Annotated in this window: 20 protein-coding genes; 16 read left to right on the top strand and 4 right to left on the bottom strand. The window is 69.9% G+C overall.

The genetic code is table 11. The features are described from left to right. Positions 1–76 precede the first annotated feature (76 nt). From OO70_RS21075 to OO70_RS21060, 4 genes are all read left to right on the top strand, one after another. On the top strand, positions 77–1021 hold the full coding sequence (locus tag OO70_RS21075) for an ROK family protein (RefSeq protein WP_043673448.1): 945 nt from the start codon (positions 77–79) through the stop codon (positions 1019–1021). After that, complete coding sequence (gene nagA / locus OO70_RS21070) at positions 1021–2232, top strand: N-acetylglucosamine-6-phosphate deacetylase (protein WP_199827364.1); 1212 nt, start codon at positions 1021–1023, stop codon at positions 2230–2232. The genes OO70_RS21075 and nagA overlap by 1 nt, the downstream gene beginning before the upstream one ends. 168 nt (positions 2233–2400) lie before the next feature. Further along, entirely contained in the window at positions 2401–3330 is a 930-nt protein-coding gene (locus OO70_RS21065; protein ID WP_043673445.1) for a 1-phosphofructokinase family hexose kinase, read from the top strand. Between the two features lie 109 nt (positions 3331–3439). Next, positions 3440–3793, top strand: coding sequence for a peptidase inhibitor family I36 protein (locus OO70_RS21060; protein WP_078651483.1), 354 nt, complete (start codon positions 3440–3442; stop codon positions 3791–3793). Positions 3794–3886: 93 nt separating this feature from the next. Here the strand turns inward: OO70_RS21060 and OO70_RS21055 are convergent, their stop codons facing one another. Together OO70_RS21055 and cdgB are read right to left on the bottom strand one after the other, a co-directional pair. After that, positions 3887–4846 (bottom strand): carbohydrate-binding protein, encoded by a 960-nt coding sequence (locus OO70_RS21055; RefSeq protein ID WP_043673439.1) that lies wholly within the window; start codon positions 4844–4846, stop codon positions 3887–3889. A gap of 132 nt (positions 4847–4978) precedes the next feature. Then, entirely contained in the window at positions 4979–6637 is a 1659-nt protein-coding gene (cdgB, locus tag OO70_RS21050) for a diguanylate cyclase CdgB (protein ID WP_043673436.1), read from the bottom strand. A 305-nt stretch (positions 6638–6942) separates the two neighbouring features. On the opposite strand from cdgB, the gene OO70_RS21045 reads away from it, so the two are divergent. Both OO70_RS21045 and OO70_RS21040 read left to right on the top strand, forming a co-directional pair. Continuing rightward, positions 6943–7515: a flavin reductase family protein gene (locus OO70_RS21045; RefSeq protein WP_043673433.1), complete on the top strand. Its 573-nt coding sequence runs from the start codon at positions 6943–6945 to the stop codon at positions 7513–7515. A 57-nt stretch (positions 7516–7572) separates the two neighbouring features. Continuing rightward, complete coding sequence (locus OO70_RS21040) at positions 7573–8049, top strand: GNAT family N-acetyltransferase (RefSeq protein WP_043673430.1); 477 nt, start codon at positions 7573–7575, stop codon at positions 8047–8049. 27 nt (positions 8050–8076) lie between these two features. Here OO70_RS21040 and OO70_RS21035 read toward each other — a convergent pair whose 3' ends face one another. Further along, positions 8077–8952 carry a sigma-70 family RNA polymerase sigma factor gene (locus OO70_RS21035; RefSeq protein ID WP_106971720.1) on the bottom strand — a complete coding sequence of 292 codons (876 nt, stop codon included), beginning with the start codon at positions 8950–8952 and terminating at the stop codon, positions 8077–8079. A 100-nt stretch (positions 8953–9052) separates the two neighbouring features. Then, the gene (gene arfB / locus OO70_RS21030; RefSeq protein WP_043673428.1) at positions 9053–9490 is read right to left on the bottom strand and encodes an alternative ribosome rescue aminoacyl-tRNA hydrolase ArfB; all 438 of its coding nucleotides are present in this window, start codon (positions 9488–9490) and stop codon (positions 9053–9055) included. A 168-nt stretch (positions 9491–9658) separates the two neighbouring features. Between arfB and OO70_RS21025 the strand changes: the two genes are divergently transcribed. From OO70_RS21025 to OO70_RS54655, 10 genes are all read left to right on the top strand, one after another. Continuing rightward, positions 9659–10234, top strand: coding sequence for a TerD family protein (locus OO70_RS21025; protein WP_019057183.1), 576 nt, complete (start codon positions 9659–9661; stop codon positions 10232–10234). A gap of 184 nt (positions 10235–10418) precedes the next feature. After that, positions 10419–11672 carry a DUF1266 domain-containing protein gene (locus tag OO70_RS21020; protein WP_043673425.1) on the top strand — a complete coding sequence of 418 codons (1254 nt, stop codon included), beginning with the start codon at positions 10419–10421 and terminating at the stop codon, positions 11670–11672. Positions 11673–11735: 63 nt separating this feature from the next. Further along, a complete protein-coding gene (locus tag OO70_RS51285; protein ID WP_051741460.1) occupies positions 11736–13100 on the top strand; it encodes a glycoside hydrolase family 26 protein in 1365 nt (454 codons plus the stop codon). Between the two features lie 149 nt (positions 13101–13249). After that, complete coding sequence (locus OO70_RS21010; RefSeq protein ID WP_043673421.1) at positions 13250–13933, top strand: DUF4232 domain-containing protein; 684 nt, start codon at positions 13250–13252, stop codon at positions 13931–13933. Between the two features lie 141 nt (positions 13934–14074). Then, positions 14075–14980 (top strand): NAD(P)-dependent oxidoreductase, encoded by a 906-nt coding sequence (locus tag OO70_RS21005; protein WP_267881226.1) that lies wholly within the window; start codon positions 14075–14077, stop codon positions 14978–14980. A 26-nt stretch (positions 14981–15006) separates the two neighbouring features. Next, positions 15007–15309: a hypothetical protein gene (locus OO70_RS54660; RefSeq protein ID WP_051741459.1), complete on the top strand. Its 303-nt coding sequence runs from the start codon at positions 15007–15009 to the stop codon at positions 15307–15309. A gap of 9 nt (positions 15310–15318) precedes the next feature. Then, positions 15319–16296 carry a bifunctional GNAT family N-acetyltransferase/NUDIX hydrolase gene (locus OO70_RS20995; protein WP_043673416.1) on the top strand — a complete coding sequence of 326 codons (978 nt, stop codon included), beginning with the start codon at positions 15319–15321 and terminating at the stop codon, positions 16294–16296. 143 nt (positions 16297–16439) lie between these two features. Next, a complete protein-coding gene (locus OO70_RS20990) occupies positions 16440–16796 on the top strand; it encodes a hypothetical protein (protein ID WP_043673413.1) in 357 nt (118 codons plus the stop codon). Beyond that, positions 16793–18151 (top strand): WXG100-like domain-containing protein, encoded by a 1359-nt coding sequence (locus tag OO70_RS55380; protein ID WP_043673410.1) that lies wholly within the window; start codon positions 16793–16795, stop codon positions 18149–18151. The genes OO70_RS20990 and OO70_RS55380 overlap by 4 nt, the downstream gene beginning before the upstream one ends. Positions 18152–18166: 15 nt before the next feature. Continuing rightward, on the top strand, positions 18167–18886 hold the full coding sequence (locus tag OO70_RS54655; protein WP_051741458.1) for a hypothetical protein: 720 nt from the start codon (positions 18167–18169) through the stop codon (positions 18884–18886). The last annotated feature ends 16 nt before the right edge of the window (positions 18887–18902 follow it).

Here is an 18902-nt window from a genome sequence, read left to right as displayed (position 1 = left end):
GCTCTGCGAACCCATAAGGTCTACACCACGTGAGTGGACTAGACCTCTTGCGGGTAGACGGGCCACACTGTCCCCCGTGAGACATGTCATCGCCCTCGACGTGGGCGGCACCGGGATGAAGGCCGCCCTAGTGGGGGCGGACGGCGAGCTGCTCCACCGGGCCCGCCGGGCGACCGGCCGCGAGCGCGGTCCGGACGTGGTCGTCGAGCACATCCTCGGCTTCGCCGCCGAGCTGCGCGCGTACGGCGAGGAGCACTACGGCGAGCCCGCGTCCGCCGCCGGCGTCGCCGTCCCCGGCATCGTCGACGCCGAACGGGGCATCGCCGCCTACTCGGCCAACCTGGGCTGGCGCGACATCCCCCTGCGCGACCTGCTCGCCGCCCGCCTCGGCGGCGTCCCGGTCGCCCTCGGCCACGACGTGCGCACCGGCGGCCTCGCCGAGGGCCGCATCGGCGCGGGCAAGGGCGCCGACCGCTTCCTGTTCGTCCCGCTCGGCACCGGCATCGCGGGCGCCATCGGCATCGACGGCCGGGTGGAGGCGGGCGCGCACGGCTTCGCCGGCGAGATCGGCCACATCGTCGTACGCCCCGGCGGCACCCCCTGCCCCTGCGGCCAGACCGGCTGCCTGGAGCGGTACGCGTCCGCCGCGGCGGTGACCGAGGCGTGGGCAGCCGTTTCCGGCGCCCCCGGGGCGGACGCGGCGGACTGCGCGAAGGCGGTCACTTCCGGGGACCCTCGCGCGGAAAAGGTCTGGCAGGAAGCCGTAGACGCCCTCGCCGACGGCCTGGTCACCGCCCTCACCCTCCTGGACCCCCGCACGATCATCATCGGTGGCGGCCTGGCCGAGGCGGGGGAAACGTTGTTCACACCACTGCGGGAGGCGGTCCAGGGCCGGATCACCTTCCAGAAGCTGCCGACAATCGTCCCCGCGGCTCTGGGGGACACAGCCGGATGCCTCGGTGCCGGGCTACTGGCCTGGGATCTCCTCACATCAACCGACCGCACGGAGGTAACGCCCTGATGGCAACCCCCCCAGGGGCGCGGGGAACTGCGCGACCAGCCACACTCAACGCGCACTCCGCATCCGGCAACGCGCCCCTCGTCCTCTCCGGCGCCAACGTGGTCCTCCCGACCGGCATCGTGCGCGAAGGCCGCCTCATCATCGACGGCACCCGCATCACCGGCGCCGCCCCCGAGAACGCCCAGGTACTCGATGTCACCGGCTTCACCCTGGTCCCGGGTTTCGTAGACCTGCACAACCACGGCGGCGGCGGAGCCTCTTTCACCTCCGGCACCATCGAGGACGTCCTCAAGGGCATCCACACCCACCGCCTGCACGGCACCACCACCCTCGTCGCCTCGACAGTCACCGGCGAGATGGACTTCCTGGCCCAGCGCGCCGGCCTCCTCTCGGAGCTGGCCGAGCAGGGCGACCTCGCCGGCATCCACTTCGAGGGCCCGTTCATCTCACCGTGCCGCAAGGGCGCGCACTCCGAGGCGCTGCTCCGCGAGCCCGACCCCGCGGACGTCCGCAAGCTGGTCGACGCGGCCCGCGGCCACGCGAAGATGGTCACCCTCGCCACCGAACTCCCCGGCGGCCTCGACTCCGTACGCCTCCTCGCCGAACACGGCGTCATCGCGGCGATCGGGCACACGGACGCGTCGTACGAGCAGACGGTGGAGGCGATCGACGCGGGCGCGACGGTCGCCACGCACCTGTTCAACGCGATGCCGCCGCTCGGTCACCGCGACCCCGGTCCGATCGCGGCGCTGCTCGAGGACGACCGCATCACGGTCGAGTTGATCAACGACGGTACGCATCTCCACCCGGCGGCACTGGAGTTGGCGTTCCATCACGCGGGCGCGGGCCGGGTGGCGTTCATCACGGACGCGATGGACGCGGCGGGCTTCGGCGACGGGCGTTACATGCTCGGCCCGTTGGAGGTCGAGGTGAGCGAGGGGGTGGCGCGGCTCGTGGAAGGCGGTTCGATCGCGGGCTCGACGCTGACCCTGGACCGGGCCTTCAAGCGCGCGGTGACGATCGACCGGCTGCCGGTCGAGGACGTGGTCGCGGCGATCTCGGCCAACCCGGCCATCCTGCTGGGGAGTTACGACGAGATCGGCTCGCTGGAGCCGGGCAAGTACGCGGACCTGGTACTGCTGGACTCCGCGTTCGACGTCAAGGGCGTGATGCGGCGCGGCAGTTGGGTGATGGAGCCCCAACTGGGCTGATCCGTATCGGATCTGAACGAATCTCAACGAATCTCGTCGGATCCCGTCGGATTCACAGGAGACGGTGGCCGGTCCTGGGCTGGGCCGACCGCCGTCTCTTTGGCATGATCGAGCCTCCGGAACAGACGGCAAGCGCATTCATGCGGTACTCGGGGGAGGTCGGACCGGGTGATCCTCACGGTCACACTGAACACCGCTCTCGACATCACCTACCGGGTACGGGAGTTGCGGCCGCACAGCACGCACCGCGTCTCCGAGGTGATCGAACGACCCGGCGGGAAAGGCCTGAACGTGGCCCGGGTCCTCGCCGCTCTCGGCCACGAGGTGACGGTCACCGGTTTCACGGGCGGCGCCACCGGCCGCGTAGTCCAGGACCAACTCACCGGCACCCCAGGCGTATGGGACGCCCTGGTCCCGGTAGCCGATGCAACCCGACGCACGATAGCGATAGTGGACGAGCGAACCGGTGACACGACTCAACTCAACGAGCCCGGCCCGACGGTCACTTCGGCGGAGTGGACGGCCTTCCAGGAGGCGTACGAGGGGTTGTTGGGCGGAGTGTCGGCGGTGGCCCTGTGCGGAAGCCTCCCACCGGGGCTGCCGGTGGGCGCATACGCCGGCCTGATCCGCACCGCACGAGCGGCCGGTGTCCCCGTCCTCCTCGACACCAGCGGCGAACCACTGCGCCGGGGAGTCGCCGCCCGCCCCGACATCCTCAAGCCCAACACCGACGAACTGGCCGAACTCACCGGCTCCCAGGACCCGTTGCGCGCGACGCAGGACGCGCGACGCCGGGGCGCCCGCACGGTGGTCGCCTCCCTCGGCGCGAAGGGCCTCCTGGCGGCAACCCCGGAGGGCACCTGGCACGCGACGCCTCCGGCACGGATACACGGCAACCCGACCGGCGCCGGCGACTCGGCGGTCGCGGGCCTGCTGTCGGGCTTGGTGGAACACCTGCCGTGGCCGGACCGACTGGCACGGGCCGTAGCGCTGTCGGCGGCGACCGTACTGGCGCCGGTGGCGGGCGAGTTCGACCGGGCGGCGTACGAGGAGTTGCTGGGACGGGTCGCGGTGACGGGGGACGCCACAGCGGCGTGACATCGAGGTTGGCCGAGAAATGCCCTTTCCCTCCCGCCCGGCCGGATGATCAGATGATCACCCGTTCGCTGCACTGACCAGCAGCGAAAGACACAAGGGGGAACCTCATATGAGCATGCTCAGAAGGAGCCTGACGACGGCCGCTGTGGCCGGCGTGTTGGTGGGCGGCATCTTCGCCACACCGGCTTCGGCTGCCGATCCCAATACCTGCCCGAAGGGGAAGGTCTGCGGATGGACGGGGAAGAACAGGACCGGAACCCGGCACGTCATGACGGTGACGCCCGGTTGCTATCCCTTCGACACTGCCAAGTCCGTCTCGAACCAGACGTCCTACAAGATCGAGTTCTGGCACATCACCCCCGGCACCGGCTGCGATGTCGGCACCCGGCTGATCACTCTGAAGCCGGGCACCTACTCGGACAATCCCGGCACCGTCACGGGAATCGCCGTCTACGGGCCGTGATACCGGCGGCCACGCCTGAGCTGCACTGACGATGCTCCGCCCGTCACGGGCGGAGCATCGCGCTTACGGCTCTCAGCAGCGGCGTCAAGCGCCTCACGATCCGTCGGTCAGCCACAGCTGGTCGAAGAGCGCGTCGCACTGATTGCCTTGATTGCAGGCGATCTCGATGACGTTTGTGCCCTTGGTCAGGCTGACCGGAGCCCAGGTGCTCTGCCAGCCCTTTTCATAGTTCCCCTTCGGGGAGCCGATGAAGTTCTTCAGACCGATGGGCTGGGTGTTCGCCTTGCCGTTCACCGACAGCGTCGCATTGGCATCGACACCGGGGACGCTGTACCGCGCGTACAACCGGAAGTCCCCTGACTTCTCAATGCCGCTGACCGTCCAAGTGACCTTGGCACCGACCTGGTTGAAGCCGGTCACGTAAATCCCACCGTCAGCCTTCGCACCTTTTATCTCCGACGTCAGAGAGGTGCCACCCTCCAGGCGCAGCGCCTTCGCGTCGGTCTTCGGCAGTTCACCAGCGGTCGAGGCCGAGCTGGTGCTGGACGGACTCGACGAAGCACTCTGCGAAGCCGAAGGCGTAGACCCCGCCTGGTCGCCGCTCTTGTTGTCGTCGTTGCCGTTCATCATCGCCACGCTGATGCCGATGACCACCGCGGCGACGACCGCGATCGCGCCGATCAGCAGGCCCTTGGTGTTGGGGCCGCGGCCTCGGCCACCGCCGCCGTTGTTGTACGACGGGGGCTGCTGGCCTGCGGGCGGGCCGCCGGGGAAGGTCTCCGGGGCCTGGTAGTGCGCGTTCGGCTGGGCGCCGTAGGGCTGCTGTTGCGGGACGGTCTGGCCGTACGGCTGCTGGTACTGGGCGGTGGGGGCGGCGGCCTGCTGGCCGCCGTACTGGCGCTCGCCCACCGGGCGCACTCGGTTGACCGAACCCGGGTAGCCGTAGCCACCGCCGGAGGGCGGCTGGGCGCCGGCGGCCTGGCCGTCCTCGTACAGGTAGCCGAACGGGTCGTCGTCCTCGGGCGTGCTCGCGCCGTTGTTGCCGGGCGTCATCCCTAGGTACTCCTCAACAGGTGCGGGGCGGATCAGAAACGTCAGCTTCATACGTCTGGTGAAGTGCGAGCCTACCCGCTCTGTGTCGTCCAAACGGGTGACTCGGATCGCATCAGATCGCTGACCTGGAGATCATCCCGCACGTCTGTGTTGTTTGGGACGAGATCGTTTCTCGATGTACATCCGTTCGTCAGCGGACTTCAACACCTCGTCCGCCGTCATCCCGCAGTGAGCCCAGCCGATACCGAAACTGGCCCCGACCCGCATGGCCCGGCCGTCGACCCGGATGGGCTGGATGATCTCGTTCCGCAGGCGTACGGCGAGGTCGGCGGCGTCGGCCTTGCCGAGTCCGTCGGCCAGGACGACGAACTCGTCGCCGCCGAGCCGGGCCACCGTGTCACCGTCGCGCACCGCCCGGCCAAGCCGCCGGGCGACCTCGATGAGGACCGCGTCGCCCGCGTTGTGCCCGAACCGGTCGTTGATCGACTTGAAGCCGTCGAGGTCGCAGAAGAGGACCGCGAGCCCCTTGGTGCCGTCGTCGCGCTCGCCCTCGGGGGCGATGGTGTGGACGTGGTGGTCGTAGGCGTCGAGGAGGTCGGCGCCGGGCCGGAAGTCGAAGCCGTGGCCGTTCGCGTCGTAGGCCGGATGTCCGTACGCGGCGTCGATCGACTCGATCTCGCCGGGGAACGCGGACTGCGGGCGCTGACAGAGGCGGGAGGAGAGGCGGGTGCGCAGCTCGGCCGAGTTCGGCAGGCCGGTCAGCGCGTCGTGCGCGGCGCGGTGGGCGAGCTGCAGCTCGCGGCGCTTGCGGTCCTCTATGTCCTCGACATGGGAGAGGAGGAAGCGCGGCCCGTCGGCGGCGTCGGCGACGACGGAGTTGCGGAGCGAGACCCAGACGTACGTGCCGTCCCTGCGGCCCAGGCGGAGCTCCGCGCGGCCGCCCTCCGCCGAGGTTCTGAGGAGGGTGCCTATGTCCTCGGGGTGGACGAGGTCCGAGAAGGAGTAGCGGCGCATCGCGGAGGCGGGACGGCCCAGGAGGCGGCACAGGGCGTCGTTGCTGCGCAGTATTCGGCCGTGCTGGTCGCCGCCCATCTCGGCTATCGCCATGCCGGAGGGGGCGTACTCGAAGGCCTGCCGGAAGCTCTCCTCGCTTGCCCGCAGGGCCTGTTGCTCGCGTTCGAGCCTGACAAGTGCGCGCTGCATATTCGCACGTAGACGCGCGTTGCTGATCGCGATGGCGGCCTGGAAGGCGTACATCTGGAGCGCTTCACGGCCCCATGCGCCCGGTCGGCGGCCGTTGCGCGGCCGGTCCACGGACAGGACGCCGATCAGTTCGCCGCACGAGCCGCCGGAGACGCCGGGCGTGTACATGGGGGCGAAGAGCCGGTCGGAGGGGTGCCACTCGTCCTCGAAGCGGGGTGCGGGGCCGTCGGTGTACCACTGCGGTACGTCGTCCTCGTCGAGGACCCAGCCCTCGGTGTGGGGTATGAACCGCAGGTCGCCCCAGTCCTCGCCCATGCCGAGGCGGCGCTCCCAGGAGGCGCGCGAGCCGACCCGGCCGGTGATGAGTGCCTCGGCGGCGGAGTTGCCCGCGAAGGCGGCGACCACGAGATCGCCGTCGGGGCGGACGAGGTTGACGCATGCCAGCTCGTACCCAAGGCCGTTGACCACGCCGTCGGCGACGGTCTGCAGGGTGTCCGCCAGGCTGCGGGCGGTGTTCATGTCCGCCATGACCGTGTGCAGTTGTCGCAGGGTCGCAAGACGGACGTAGGGTTCCGACTCGGTCTCCATACTCGCCCTCCCCCCGAGACCTCGCAGCGAATCAAGGGTCATCTTCCCCGCCACTGAATCACAGCGCGCTGCCCACTCGGTACACAGGGTCAACAATTACTACCCCTTGTGACTCAAGTCACAGCAGAAGATGAACAATTGAGTGGAGTTTCTGCATTTTCCCTGTGCGTTAACTGAACGCAAACTGTGCGGGTGTGTGGACATGATGCACGACGATGTTCCGCCGCGTGGTCCATTGGTCCTAGGACCCTGTTGGGACCGAGGTCCGATGCGGTGCGCGGACGTCGGAGAATAGCGTTTCGGGCGTGCTGAACACCGCGTCAACCACCAAGGTCGATCCCTCCGGGCATGCTGTGGGGGTGAGCAACGACGAGTTCCGCGCCGCCCTCGCCCGGCTGGCCGCGGGCGTGGTCCTGGTGACCGCGCACGAGGAGCCGTACGACCCGGACGACCCCCAGGCGCCGGTCGGCGAGGACGTGGGCATGACGGCGACCGCCTTCATGTCTGTCTCCCTGGACCCGCCGCTGGTCCTGGTCAGCCTCCGCAACGGCTCCCGCATGGACGACCTCCTCGACGAACAGCCCCTGTGGGCCGTCTCCGTCCTCTCCGAGAGCCAGCGCCACATCGCCGGCCGCTTCGCGATGAAGGGCCGCATCAGCGACCGGCTGCTGTTCGACGACATCCCCTACGCCCACGGGGAGGCGTCCGGCGCGCCCCTGGTCCGCGGCGCCCTCGCCACCCTCGAGTGCCGTACGGAACAGCGGATTCCGGCCGGGGACCACACGCTGGTCATCGGCCGCGTCCTGACGGCGGAGGTGGGCAGCGCGGAGGGCGGCCCGCTGTCCTATTTCCGGGGCAGATACCGGCAGTTGGGGTGATGGCGACGCTGGCCAATTCTGTCGCCCACCCGTGACCCGACCGTTTACTGTGCGCGCATGACGACGATCATCGCCGCCGGGCCCCGCCTCGAAGAGATCACCCCGGCCAACCTCGACGCCGCCGTGGGCATACAGGTCCGCCCCGACCAGGAGTTCGCGGTCACCCCCGTCGTGAAGTCCCTCGCCGAGGCCTACGTCCATCCCGGCACCGCCTGGCCCCGCCTGATCGTCGACGAGGACCGCCCCGTCGGATTCGTCATGGCCTTCTTCGACATCGACTGGAACCTGGACGGCACCGTCATCCGTTCCGGCCTGTGGCGCCTGAACATCGCGGCGGACCAACAGGGCCGCGGCTACGGCCGGTTCGCCGTGGAGTCCGTCGCCGCGGAGATCCGCCGCCGGGGCGGCAAGGAGCTGTACGTCACCTGGCACGAGGGCGAGTCCGGCCCGGCGGAGTTCTACCTGGGCCTGGGTTTCCGGCCCAACGGCGAGCTGAGCGAGGGCGAGACGGTCGGGGTGCTGGAGCTGTCGTAGCCCCGCTTCACAGGCTTTGGCCGCCCCTCAGACCAGCTGGACGTCCAGCGACGCCACCTTCTCCGGGTCCGTCACGATGTCGATCACGGCGATACGGTCGCCCACGAACGTGAAGGTCAGGGTGCGTTCGGGGCGCCCGTCGACGATCAGGGCGATGCCGGTGGCGCCGTCCACCAGGGCGGGCCGTGCGAGGGCGGCGAAGTGCGCGAAGCTCGTCGCACCGGTCGCCACGGCGGCGGCACCCGCGGTCACGGCGCCCTCGGAGCGGGCGACGACGTCCGGGTCGAGCACCTTCACCAGCGCGTCGAAGTCGCCCTCGCGCACGGCGGCGAGGAACGCGTCGGCGACCGCCCGTTGCCGTACGAGATCCGCGTCCGGCGCGGGAGCGCCCTGCACCCGGCGCCGGGCCCGGCTCGCCAACTGCCGTGCCGCCGTGGGCGTACGGCCGACGATGGACGCGATCTCCTCGAACGGCACGGCGAACAGATCGTGCAGCACGAACGCGAGCCGCTCGGCGGGCGTGAGGGTCTCCAGGACTACGAGCAGCGCGACGCCCACGGAATCGGCGAGCAGGGCGTCCTGTTCGGGGTCGGGCGCGGTGGCCGGGACGGGCGTACCGATGTCGAGGGGTTCCTCGGCGCGGGACTTGCGGGAGCGCAGCATGTCGAGGCAGACCCGGCCGACGACGGTGGTGAGCCAGCCCCCGAGGTTCTCCACCTTGTCCGCGTCCGCTCGGCTCAGCCGGAACCAGGCCTCCTGCACGGCGTCGTCGGCCTCGGCGGCCGAGCCGAGCATGCGGTGGGCGACCGCGCGGAGACGGGGGCGATGGGATTCAAATCGGGCGGCGAGAAATTCACCGTCCTGTCGTCGGGGGAATTGTCGGGGGAATTCGAAGTCACCCACGGGTAAACACTCCTCGTCGCGGTCCGTCGTCACCGGTACGACGGAGCACGGGCCGAGGATGTGACAACACCGGCCGAGGATGTGACAAGCGGTGCCGGGATTACCCCCAGTCGCGCCCGGTCCGCCCCCGCTTGGTGTCGGAGCGCGCCTTCTTCTCCCGCAACCGGCGTTCATTGATACCGCGCGGAATACGGGTCGCCCGGCGCGGCTTCGGCGGCGGCGCGGTGGCCTCGGCGAGCAGCGCCGCGAGGCGTACGGCGGCGGTCTCGCGGTTGCGCCACTGGGAGCGGTGCTCGGAGGACCGTACGGTGACGACGCCGTCGACGAGCCGGGAGGCGAGGCGCTCCAGCGCGCGTGCCTTCCACACCTCGGGCAGGGACTCGGTCTTCGCGAGGTCGAAGCGCAGCTCCACCTGGGAGTCGCTGGTGTTGACGTGCTGCCCGCCCGGCCCTGACGACCGCGAGAAACGCCACATGAGCTCGGCCTCGGGCAGGGAGACGGAGCCGCGGATGGCATAGGGACCGGACATGTCCCCCATGGTCGCTCAGCTGTCCCGTCCACGTCACGCGAAATACGGCCGGACGTCGCGGGTAAAGAAAGTAAAGCCACGTGGAACCTTCGGTACCCCTCTTGGCGTTCATAGAGGTACCGGTAGCTTCGTCCTCAGCACGAAGCCCGCACCGCAACGAGGGAAGGACTCCCAACAATGGCTGTAAGCCTGTCCAAGGGTGGCAACGTCTCGCTCACCAAGGAGGCCCCGGGCCTGACCGCCGTCACCGTAGGCCTCGGCTGGGACGTCCGCACCACCACCGGCACGGACTTCGACCTCGACGCCTCGGCGATCGCGGTCAACCCCGAGGGCAAGGTCTACTCGGACGGACACTTCATCTTCTTCAACAACAAGTCGACCCCGGACCAGACCATCGTCCACACCGGTGACAACCGCACGGGCGAGGGCGCGGGCGACGACGAGGCGATCAACGTCAACCTCGCGGGCCTCCCGGCCGACGTCGAGAAGATCGTCTTCCCGGTCTCGATCTACGACGCGGAGACCCGCTCGCAGAACTTCGGCCAGGTCCGCAACGCGTACATCCGCATCGTGAACCAGGCCGGCGGCGCCGAGATCGCCCGCTACGACCTCTCGGAGGACGCGGCGACGGAGACGGCCATGGTCTTCGGCGAGCTGTACCGCAACGGCGCGGAGTGGAAGTTCCGCGCGGTGGGCCAGGGTTACGCCTCGGGCCTGGTCGGCATCGCCCAGGACTTCGGCGTCAACGTCTGACGTCCACGACGCTTGTAATGCCGTGCGCGAAGCCCCTGGTTGCGGTTGCCGCCGGGGGCTTCGGCCTGCGCGGGCACGGGGACGGCACGGAACTGCACGGGGGTCCCACAGGGGGGTCTCAGCCCCGTATGGCAATGTGCCCGGGATCAACAGCCGTTGGCCCCCTGGAAGGACAGCGAGCCCTATGTCGTTCGGACCGTCCCCCGCCGGTTTCGGGCCTCCTTCACCGCCCTCCTGGACCCCGCCGACCGAGACCGAGCGCGCACTGGCCGAGGCCAGGGCGCGCGGCGACTGGGCCGTGTACCACGCCGTGCTCGCCCGGGTCCGCCTCTACTACGTGATGTCGCGCGAGGCCTACGACGCCCAACCCGACCGCGTCCACCGCACGTTCGTCCGCGACCCGCGCGACGGCACCGAGCGCTGGGAGCTGTTCACCGACGGCATGCTGCCCGCGCCGCGCCCCGACGTGGTGTACTCGCGCGCCTCCCTGCGCTGGATCGCGGACGCCTGGAACCCGCGCTGCCCGCCCGCCGTCGTCGTCAACCCCGGCTCCCCGTGCGAACTCGCCCTGCCCTACGGCCCGCCGGGCACGACGGACTGGTCGCGCGCGGCGGAACACATCGGCACCCCCTCCACCTCCATGCGGCTGCGCGCCCTCCACGTCGGCGGCGCGCTCCACGGCCCCGTCGCCCACGGCCTGGCCTGCGGAGCCCTCCTCTGCGTCAACAACGGTTCCCTGTGGAACGCGCCGGCCTGGCACGGACACGGCTACGACGGCGAGCGCCGGCGGCTGCGCGAGTGGTGGGGGATCACCACCCGCGCCGAGTGGCAGCACCATCTGCGCAACCTGCTCGCCGCCGAAGCCTCCAGCTCCGTATGGGAGTTCGCGCTGAGCCTGCGCCGCACGATCGCCCGTGACTTCGGCGGCCACGTCGACACCGGCTACTGGCGCCAGGCCGTCGCCACCGTCATCCGCGCCAACTCCGAGGGCACCACGGTGATCACCGAGGACGGCGTCACCAAGACCGACCCACGCCCCGCGTCGGAGACCGAGGCCCGCGTCGAGGGCGTACAACGCCTCATCGGCCGCATCACCCGCTACGAGGCCCGGATGCGCGCCGACGGCATCCTCGACGAGAACCGCTACGTCACCTCGGTCGAGGCCTGGGACCTGGGCCGCGCCTCGAAGATGGCCCGCTGGGGCCTCGGCGCCCGCTTCTGCACCCTGGCGGAGACCGAGTCCGCCCTCGTCCGCGCGGGCCGCGCCGCCGCCCTCGCCCACCGCTCCTGGCCGGACTTCTCCGCCGGCTACATCCTCGGCCGCTGCCTGCACTTCGACGAGGAGGAGTTCGGCCCCTGGTACCAGGACATGGTCGCCGCGCACCGGATCCTCATGTCGGAGGCGGGGAGTCCCTGGCTGAACATCCCGTTCCGATAGGAGGGTCATAACTAGGAGGGTCATAACCTGGTGAAGATCCGTTCCTCACCCGGAGGTTGAGCCTTGCGAAGACGTACGTTCGTCACCGCCCTCGGCGCCACGGTCGCCGCGTCCGCCGTACCGGGAGTGGCACGGGCGGCCTCGCCGCTCATCTCTCCGACACTGACGGGCCGGGACCCGTCGGCGTCGGCGAACGCGCAGAAGGTCTATGGCCAGTTGGTGTCGCTGGAGAACGCGGCGCGCTCCGGGACCAACCCGATGACGATCATCGGGCAGCACATCGAGACCCAGCAGGAGCTGTACAACACGAGTTACGGGGACACGGGCGGCACAACGTTCTCCGGCTACTACTACAAGAAGGCCGCGGACATCACCGGCAAGCTGTCCGGCTTCGTCGAGATCGACCTCGGTCCCGGGTACGGCGCGACCGGCTGGGGGACGTACGGCGACCGGTCCTACAACCGGCCGCTGGGGCTGCCGACGGGGGTGCGGTGGTGGCAGTACGCGGACGACGCCGTCGACCTCGCCTTCGGTGTGTGGAAGGGTCTGCCGCGCGCGGCAGACGGCAGTTACAACCCGGACGGCACCATGGTCCGGCTCGACGGCACCACCGCGTCCCTCACCAACGGCGGCGCGGCCTCCGGCATCGTGGGCATGAGCTTCCACCAGCCGTACCCGGGTTCCGCGGTGAAGTCCTGGAGCCGGGTCCTCACCCAGGTCGCGGGCCAGCACCCGGGCGGTGTCGACTCCTATCCGGTGGCGACACTCACCACCGACCAGGCATGGTTCGACCGCGTGCTCGACTGGGAGTCGGACACCGACGAGTACCGGGCGCTCCTAGCGGACCTGAGCTTCCTGGCGGCCACGCTCTCGTACTTCGCCGCATGGGACATCCCTGTGCTCCTCCGGCCGTACCACGAGATGAACGGCGACTGGTTCTGGTGGGGCGGGAAGACCCCGGCCTCCTACAAGAAGCTGTGGCGGATCACGTACGACTACCTGGTCAAGACGAAGGGCCTGCACAACCTGGTCTTCGTCTGGTCACCCAACGCCTGGGACCCGCAGGGGGACGACGTCCCGTGGGACTACTACCCCGGGTCCGACCTCGTCGACGTCGTCGGCGTCGACGACTACAGCCCGTCCACCTCGGACCTCACGCACGTGTACTACACGGGGCTGGTCGACTACGCGAAGCCGCGGATGCTCGCCGAGTCGTACAACGTGCCGATCACGGCGGCGGGTTCGAACGCGCTGACCCGCAGCCCGTGGGTGATCTGGAGCATCTGGGGCTCCGGCCTGACCAAGACGGCCATCAACTCGAACGCGGACGTGAAGGCGACGTACTACGCCACGGACCAGGTGTACACGGGCGGTTCGGGCACCGGGTTCGGACAGAACTTCGCGTGGGGGTCGGTGCACGCGCACTGAGCGCGGCGTCCTTCCGAACGAGGGCCCGGGGCTTGAATCCTGATGCGACGTCAGGACACCTCAGTTACAGGTCTGTTGAGAATTCACTCGTACCGTGGTGATCAACACGGCGCTCGTCGGCGCCCCTTATCCAACGGAGAAGCACCACGATGCGTCTGCTCCACGCCGCCACGGCACTCGCCGCCACATCCGCGCTCGCCCTGGCGCTCACCGCCTGCGGGAACGGCAGTGGCGACGACGCCGCGGGCGACCAGTCGTCCGCACCGACGTCCTCGTCCTCGGCCACCGCGGCCGACGGCGCCTCGGCGGAGAACGCGGGTGACACCAAGGACGCGGGCAGCGGCACCGGTGGAAGCGGCAGCAGTGCCACGGGCAGCAGCACCAGCGGCGGTACGGGCACCAGCACCGGCACCGGCGCGAGCCGCTGCCACACCGCCGGGCTCGGCTTCTCGTTCGGCTCCGGCGACGGCAAGATCAGCAGCTCGGACGACCAGCAGCACCTGGCCGTGGTACTGAAGAACAAGACGTCCGCCGCGTGCACCGTCCAGGGCTTCCCCGGGGTCGACCTGAAGTCCTCCGGGGGAAGCTGGTCACTGACCCGCAGCAGTGCAACGCCCCAGAAGGTCACCCTGGCCGCCGGCAGCAGCGCGACGTTCACCATCACCTTCCTGCCGTGGACCCAGGGCAGCGGCACCGAGTTCAAGGCCACGTCCGTCGTCGTCACCCCGCCGAACGAGACCACCTCGGCCACCCTGACCTGGCCCGGCGGCAGCGTCCTGCTCCAGGACGGCGCCACGCATCCCGGCACCTACACCGGCCCCGTCGGCGGCTGAAGGCCGGACCGGGACGATCACCCACGGCGTCTTCGTCTTCCCTCGGTGATCGATAGTGTCTCCAAGTGACCCGCCGGCGGCGGCCTTTCGCGCACGCCGACGGGAAACGACAGACGCGACTCCTGCCATGGCGGTGTTCCTGTGCCCTTGCTGCCCTTGCCCTCGCGCATAGCCCTCGTCGGTGCCGGCCGCATGGGGACACCTCTGTGCGGACGCTTCGTTTCGGCGGGTCACGCGGTGACCGTTTCCGATCTGCGTCCCGAACGGGAAGAAGCGGTGCGTTCGTTGGGCGCGGACTGGGCGCCGTCCGTCACGACGGCCGCGGCCGGGGCGGACGTCCTGGTCACCGTGGTTCCTGGCCCCGACGAGGCGGCGGCAGCTCTTCCGGAAGCCGTGTTCGCCGCCCTGGCCCCTGGGGCGGTGTGGATCGACATGACGAGCAACTCCCCCGCAGCCGCGCGGGAGTTGCGCGAACGCGCCGGCGCCCACGGCGTCGATGTCCTCGAAGCGCCGATGGGCGGCAGCCCCGACGACGCCGAACACGGGCGCGTGCGGCTGTTCGTGGGCGGTTCCGCCGAAGTCCTCGACCGGTGCGGGCCGCTGCTGGAGGCCGTGACGACATCGGACCGGATCCGCCACATGGGCGGCCCCGGAACCGGCTACACGACGAAACTCCTCATCAACCTCCTCTGGTTCGGGCAGGCCACGGCAACCGCCGAGGCCCTTCTGCTCGGACGCCGAGCCGGCATAGACCTCACGGCCCTGCGGGACACGCTGGCGGACAGTGCGGCGGGGAGCGACTTCATCCGCCGGGACCTGTCGGCGCTGTTCGCCGGGGACTACCTCCGCTCCTACGGGCTCGACCGCATCCACGACCAGCTGGAGGTCATCGCCGGTGAAGCCCAAACCCTCGGCACCCCGCACGAGTTGGCCGACACGGTATTGCGCATCCACCGGCAGGCTCTCGAGCGCTTCGGACCCGTGGACGGCGAACTCCTGGCCATAGCCCTCCTGGAGGAGGCCGCCGGCACGCTGCTGCGCCCCTGACCGGTCCGATACGGGTTGCGACCCTGGTGACGCTCGGACCGGTACGTCGCCGGGGGTCGCTCTTCAACGATGCCGGTGGTCACACCGATTCCCTGGCCGTACGCCTCGAAGTCGTCCTGCGCCACGACCGCTTACGCGTCTCGGTCTACGACGACGCCCTCGACGCGGACCCCGAACAGAAACCCGGCGACGCGTACGACGAGAACGGGAGAGGCCTGCTCCTGCTCACCGGCCTCGCCCGGGACTGGGGCGTGCGGCGCGGCGCCACCGCCCACGGCACCCCGGCCGAACACATCTGGTTCGAGCTCGGCGGAGCCCCCGCCCGCTAGCGTGCCCTCATGTTCCTCGAACCGCTCACGCCGACCGAGGCCGGCGCCCTCCCCGGCGAGCTTCTCACCGAGCTGACCGCCCTCTACGCCTCGAACCACGCGTTCCACGCCCTGAGCGGTGACTTCCCGGACCCGGAGGACATCCGGCCCGAGCAGGTGGCGACCGCGCTGGCCGACGAGTTGGCCGATCCGAACACGGAGGTACTGCTCGCCCGCAGCGCAGGGCGGCTCGTGGGGATCGCGATCACTCTCGGGGCGCATCCCGACCCGGCCGACGACGACCCCTGGATCGGCCTGCTGATGATCGACGCCGCTCAGCAACAACAGGGCCACGGACGGCAGTTGGCGTCCCTCGTCGAGAACCGCTTCCGCGAGTCCGGCCGAACCGCCCTACGCCTCGCCGTCCTTGACAACAACCCGCAGGGCCTCGCCTTCTGGACCGCCCTCGGCTACGACGTCATCGACCACCGCCAGGACCGCCAACTCGGCCGCCCCTGCACCGTGTTGCGCAAACAGCTCCGCACACCCCGGCACGCCGCCCGCGTCGCCGTGCTCGACCCCACCGGTTCCGTCTTCCTCTTCCGCTACGACGACTCCGAGAGCGGCGGCTTCTGGGCCCTCCCCGGCGGCGGCCTCGAAGGGGACGAGACCCCGCGCGAGGGTGCCCTGCGCGAACTGCACGAGGAGACCGGCTGGACCGACCTCGCGCCCGGCCCCCTGCTGACCACCAGGGAGGCCGACTTCACCGTCTCCGGCACCCCCGTCCACCAGCACGAGCGCATCTACGTCACCCACGGCCCCCACCGCGAACCCACCGGCCCCGACCTTCCCGCCGCCCATGCCGAGGACGGCATCCGAGCCTGGCGGTGGTGGACTCGGGAGGAGTTGCGCGGGACGACGGAGACCGTGTGGCCGGCTGAACTCGCCGGGCTGCTCGACGAGTTGGAGGAGAGGGAAGAGAGGGAGGGAGAGGGGGAGGGGAGATAGGGAGACAGGCCGGATTCCCCACGAGCATCCCTCACCGCCGAACGGATCTTTGCCCCGCCTTTGCGTTCAACGCAGTTGCGAATCGCACAGTCTGGTTAAGGTCGTACGGCCGACGAGCCGACCACGGGGGAGAGCACGCGTCCATGGGCGACAAGGGCGAGATACTCGACATCAAGATCGCTGACCTCAAAGCGACAGCTCCACACTTCCAGACCCACAGCACCGATCTCGCCAAGGCGCTCACCAAGCTCAGGACAGCTCTCGGAGCGGCGGGTTCTCCCTGGGGCGACGACGAACAGGGCACCGCCTTCCACAGGGCCTACGGCCCGCACGTCACCCAGTTGGAGAATGCGGCGCAGATCCTCTCCGGCGGTCTGGCCAGCGTCCATGAGGCCATGACGGACATGGCGGACGGTCACATCGACCACGAAGAGCTGGTCCGCGCCATGTTCGGCAGGATCAGCGTCAAGGGTGGCGAGAGCGAAGGTGACGGCAGGTGAGCGTCGCCGACAAGGCCAAGAAAATCGTCCAGGACGTCACCGGCATGTGGTGGCCGGCCGCCGACGAGGACGGGCTGCGTGACGCGGCCAAGGCGTGGCGGGACTTCGCCGACGACATCGAGGACGTCACCGCCGCCGCGAACAAGTCGGCCCGCTCCATCATCGAGCACAACAAGGGCGAGGCGATCTCCGCCTTCGACGACCCGTTCTGGCGCCGCTACTACTACGACGGGCACGGCTGGCTCCAGGACATGATCGACGGTGCCCGGGACATGGCCAAGGCCCTCGACAAGTACGCCGACGCCGTGCACTCCGCGACGAAGCACCTCGAACACGAACTGGAGATCGTCGGAGCGACGATCATCGCCGGAACCGCCCTCGCCATCTTCACGGCCGGCATCTCCGAAGGCGCCGCGGCCGCGGCCACCGCGAGCATCGTGGAGATGGCCGGAACCCTCGGCGTGACCGTCTCCACCGAGGTCGCCACCATCGCGGGCACCACCCTCGCCACCGCCGCGCTCGGCGGCATCGAGTCGGTGACCGTGGACCTCGCCGTCGCCCAGCCGGTCGCGATCGCCACCGGCGAGAGCAAGGGCTTCAGCCTCGACGAGGCGAACGACTCGGCCCTCTACGGCATGGCGTTCGGCGGGATGTTCGGCGCGGGCGCGGGCACCGTCCGGGCCGCGACCGAGGCCGGCGGCTTCGGAACCCTCTTCGACGGGCTGACACTGCCGGGAGCGCGGGCCGCCGTGCCCGGAGCGCTCGACCTCGACTCGATCGCCGACGAGGCGCCCAAGCTGATCCGCCAGGACGACGACTTCAGCGCGACACACAATCCGTTCGGCCTGAAGAAGTCCCGGTTCGACCCGGACGTCGGCATCGTCCCCGCCGATCCGGACGGCGAGATCACCCCGCTCCAGCACGTCCTCGGCGGCAAGAACAAGGCCGCCAAGGAGTCCAGCCAGTACACCTCCTTCGCCCCGCAGGACGGCACCGGGAAGGTCTACGGCAACGAGGAGATCCGCGTCGACTACCAGCGGCTCCAGCAGGACATCGACGCGGGCAAGGTCCAAGGAGTCCGGATCCTGAGCCCGGAACAGGTCCAGCGGTCCATCAACGACGAGATCGACAAGGTCGCCGGACGCGAGATCGACGTGCCCGGCACACTCCGTGCCGGTGAAACCGACCAGGCATCCGACTTCGTCGACGGACTCGGGCTGAGCAAGGGCAAGTCACGTAAGGTTCTGGACCGGGTCATGGCCCTGCTCAACACCCGCCGCGACGGCGAGTGGCTGATCAGCGGGACCGTCCCCAAGGAGTACGTCACCGGACCGTTCCCCACCTCCGGATCGTAGGAAAGAGCAGATCCCATGGCCGACACCAAGGACCGCTGGCAGCCCAGCCCCGAGCTGCGGGCCCTGCTCTACACCGACTTCGACGGCAACCCGGCGGACCCCGACGACGTGATCGCCGACGCTCTGGACGACGACGGTTATCTGGAACGCACCCCCGGCCTGACCGCGATCCTCCAGGACACCACCGCCGACCCCGCCGCCCGCCTCCTCGCCTGCTGCGCACTCACCAGCTGGGCCGATCCGCTCGGCTACGACACCGTCCTGCGGGCAGCCGCCGCCCCCGACGACGTGGTCTGGCGCGGTCAGTCCGCCGACCGGTTCTTCAGCCAGGACGACACCTTCGGCCAGCTCGCCGACGCGGTCGGAGCCAGCAGGGACATGGTCGACGAACGCGACAGTGCCGAGCTACGGATCGAGGCGGCGCGCGCTCTGATCTCGCTCGCGGACCGTTTCCAGTTCGACCGGCACATCTCCTCTCTGCTGTCCCGCGAGATCGTCGAAGCCGCTCAGGACGAGATCGACGCCACGGTCGAGCGGGGCATCGGCCGCCTCGCCTCGGGCGAGCACATCCCCTATGACCTCGGCCTCCAACTCGCCCTGCTCACCGTCGCGATGAAGTCATATGACGAGCCGGGCGCGCACGACGCCATGATCCGCCTCGCCGCCGCTCACCCGGGCGAGCGTGCCCTCCGGGAACTCGCGGACGCGACTGGAAGCTCCCTCTGGCTGTTGTAGGGGTCACCGCGGAGGG

The organism is Streptomyces xylophagus (genome assembly GCF_000716435.1).
GTDB lineage: Bacteria > Actinomycetota > Actinomycetes > Streptomycetales > Streptomycetaceae > Streptomyces > Streptomyces xylophagus.
Note: the sequence above shows the minus strand (reverse complement) of the source record. Positions and strands in the feature narration are given on the sequence as shown.

Excerpts from the sequence above, each read along its gene's own strand:
- OO70_RS21060 (WP_078651483.1), top strand. The coding sequence starts at position 3,440 with ATGAGCATGCTCAGAAGGAGCCTGACGACGGCCGCTGTGGCCGGCGTG.
- cdgB (WP_043673436.1), bottom strand. The coding sequence starts at position 6,637 with ATGGAGACCGAGTCGGAACCCTACGTCCGTCTTGCGACCCTGCGACAA.
- nagA (WP_199827364.1), top strand. The coding sequence starts at position 1,021 with ATGGCAACCCCCCCAGGGGCGCGGGGAACTGCGCGACCAGCCACACTC.
- OO70_RS21040 (WP_043673430.1), top strand. The coding sequence starts at position 7,573 with ATGACGACGATCATCGCCGCCGGGCCCCGCCTCGAAGAGATCACCCCG.
- OO70_RS54655 (WP_051741458.1), top strand. The coding sequence starts at position 18,167 with ATGGCCGACACCAAGGACCGCTGGCAGCCCAGCCCCGAGCTGCGGGCC.
- OO70_RS21010 (WP_043673421.1), top strand. The coding sequence starts at position 13,250 with ATGCGTCTGCTCCACGCCGCCACGGCACTCGCCGCCACATCCGCGCTC.
- OO70_RS20995 (WP_043673416.1), top strand. The coding sequence starts at position 15,319 with ATGTTCCTCGAACCGCTCACGCCGACCGAGGCCGGCGCCCTCCCCGGC.
- OO70_RS20990 (WP_043673413.1), top strand. The coding sequence starts at position 16,440 with ATGGGCGACAAGGGCGAGATACTCGACATCAAGATCGCTGACCTCAAA.
- OO70_RS21025 (WP_019057183.1), top strand. The coding sequence starts at position 9,659 with ATGGCTGTAAGCCTGTCCAAGGGTGGCAACGTCTCGCTCACCAAGGAG.
- OO70_RS21020 (WP_043673425.1), top strand. The coding sequence starts at position 10,419 with ATGTCGTTCGGACCGTCCCCCGCCGGTTTCGGGCCTCCTTCACCGCCC.
- OO70_RS21055 (WP_043673439.1), bottom strand. The coding sequence starts at position 4,846 with ATGACGCCCGGCAACAACGGCGCGAGCACGCCCGAGGACGACGACCCG.
- arfB (WP_043673428.1), bottom strand. The coding sequence starts at position 9,490 with ATGGGGGACATGTCCGGTCCCTATGCCATCCGCGGCTCCGTCTCCCTG.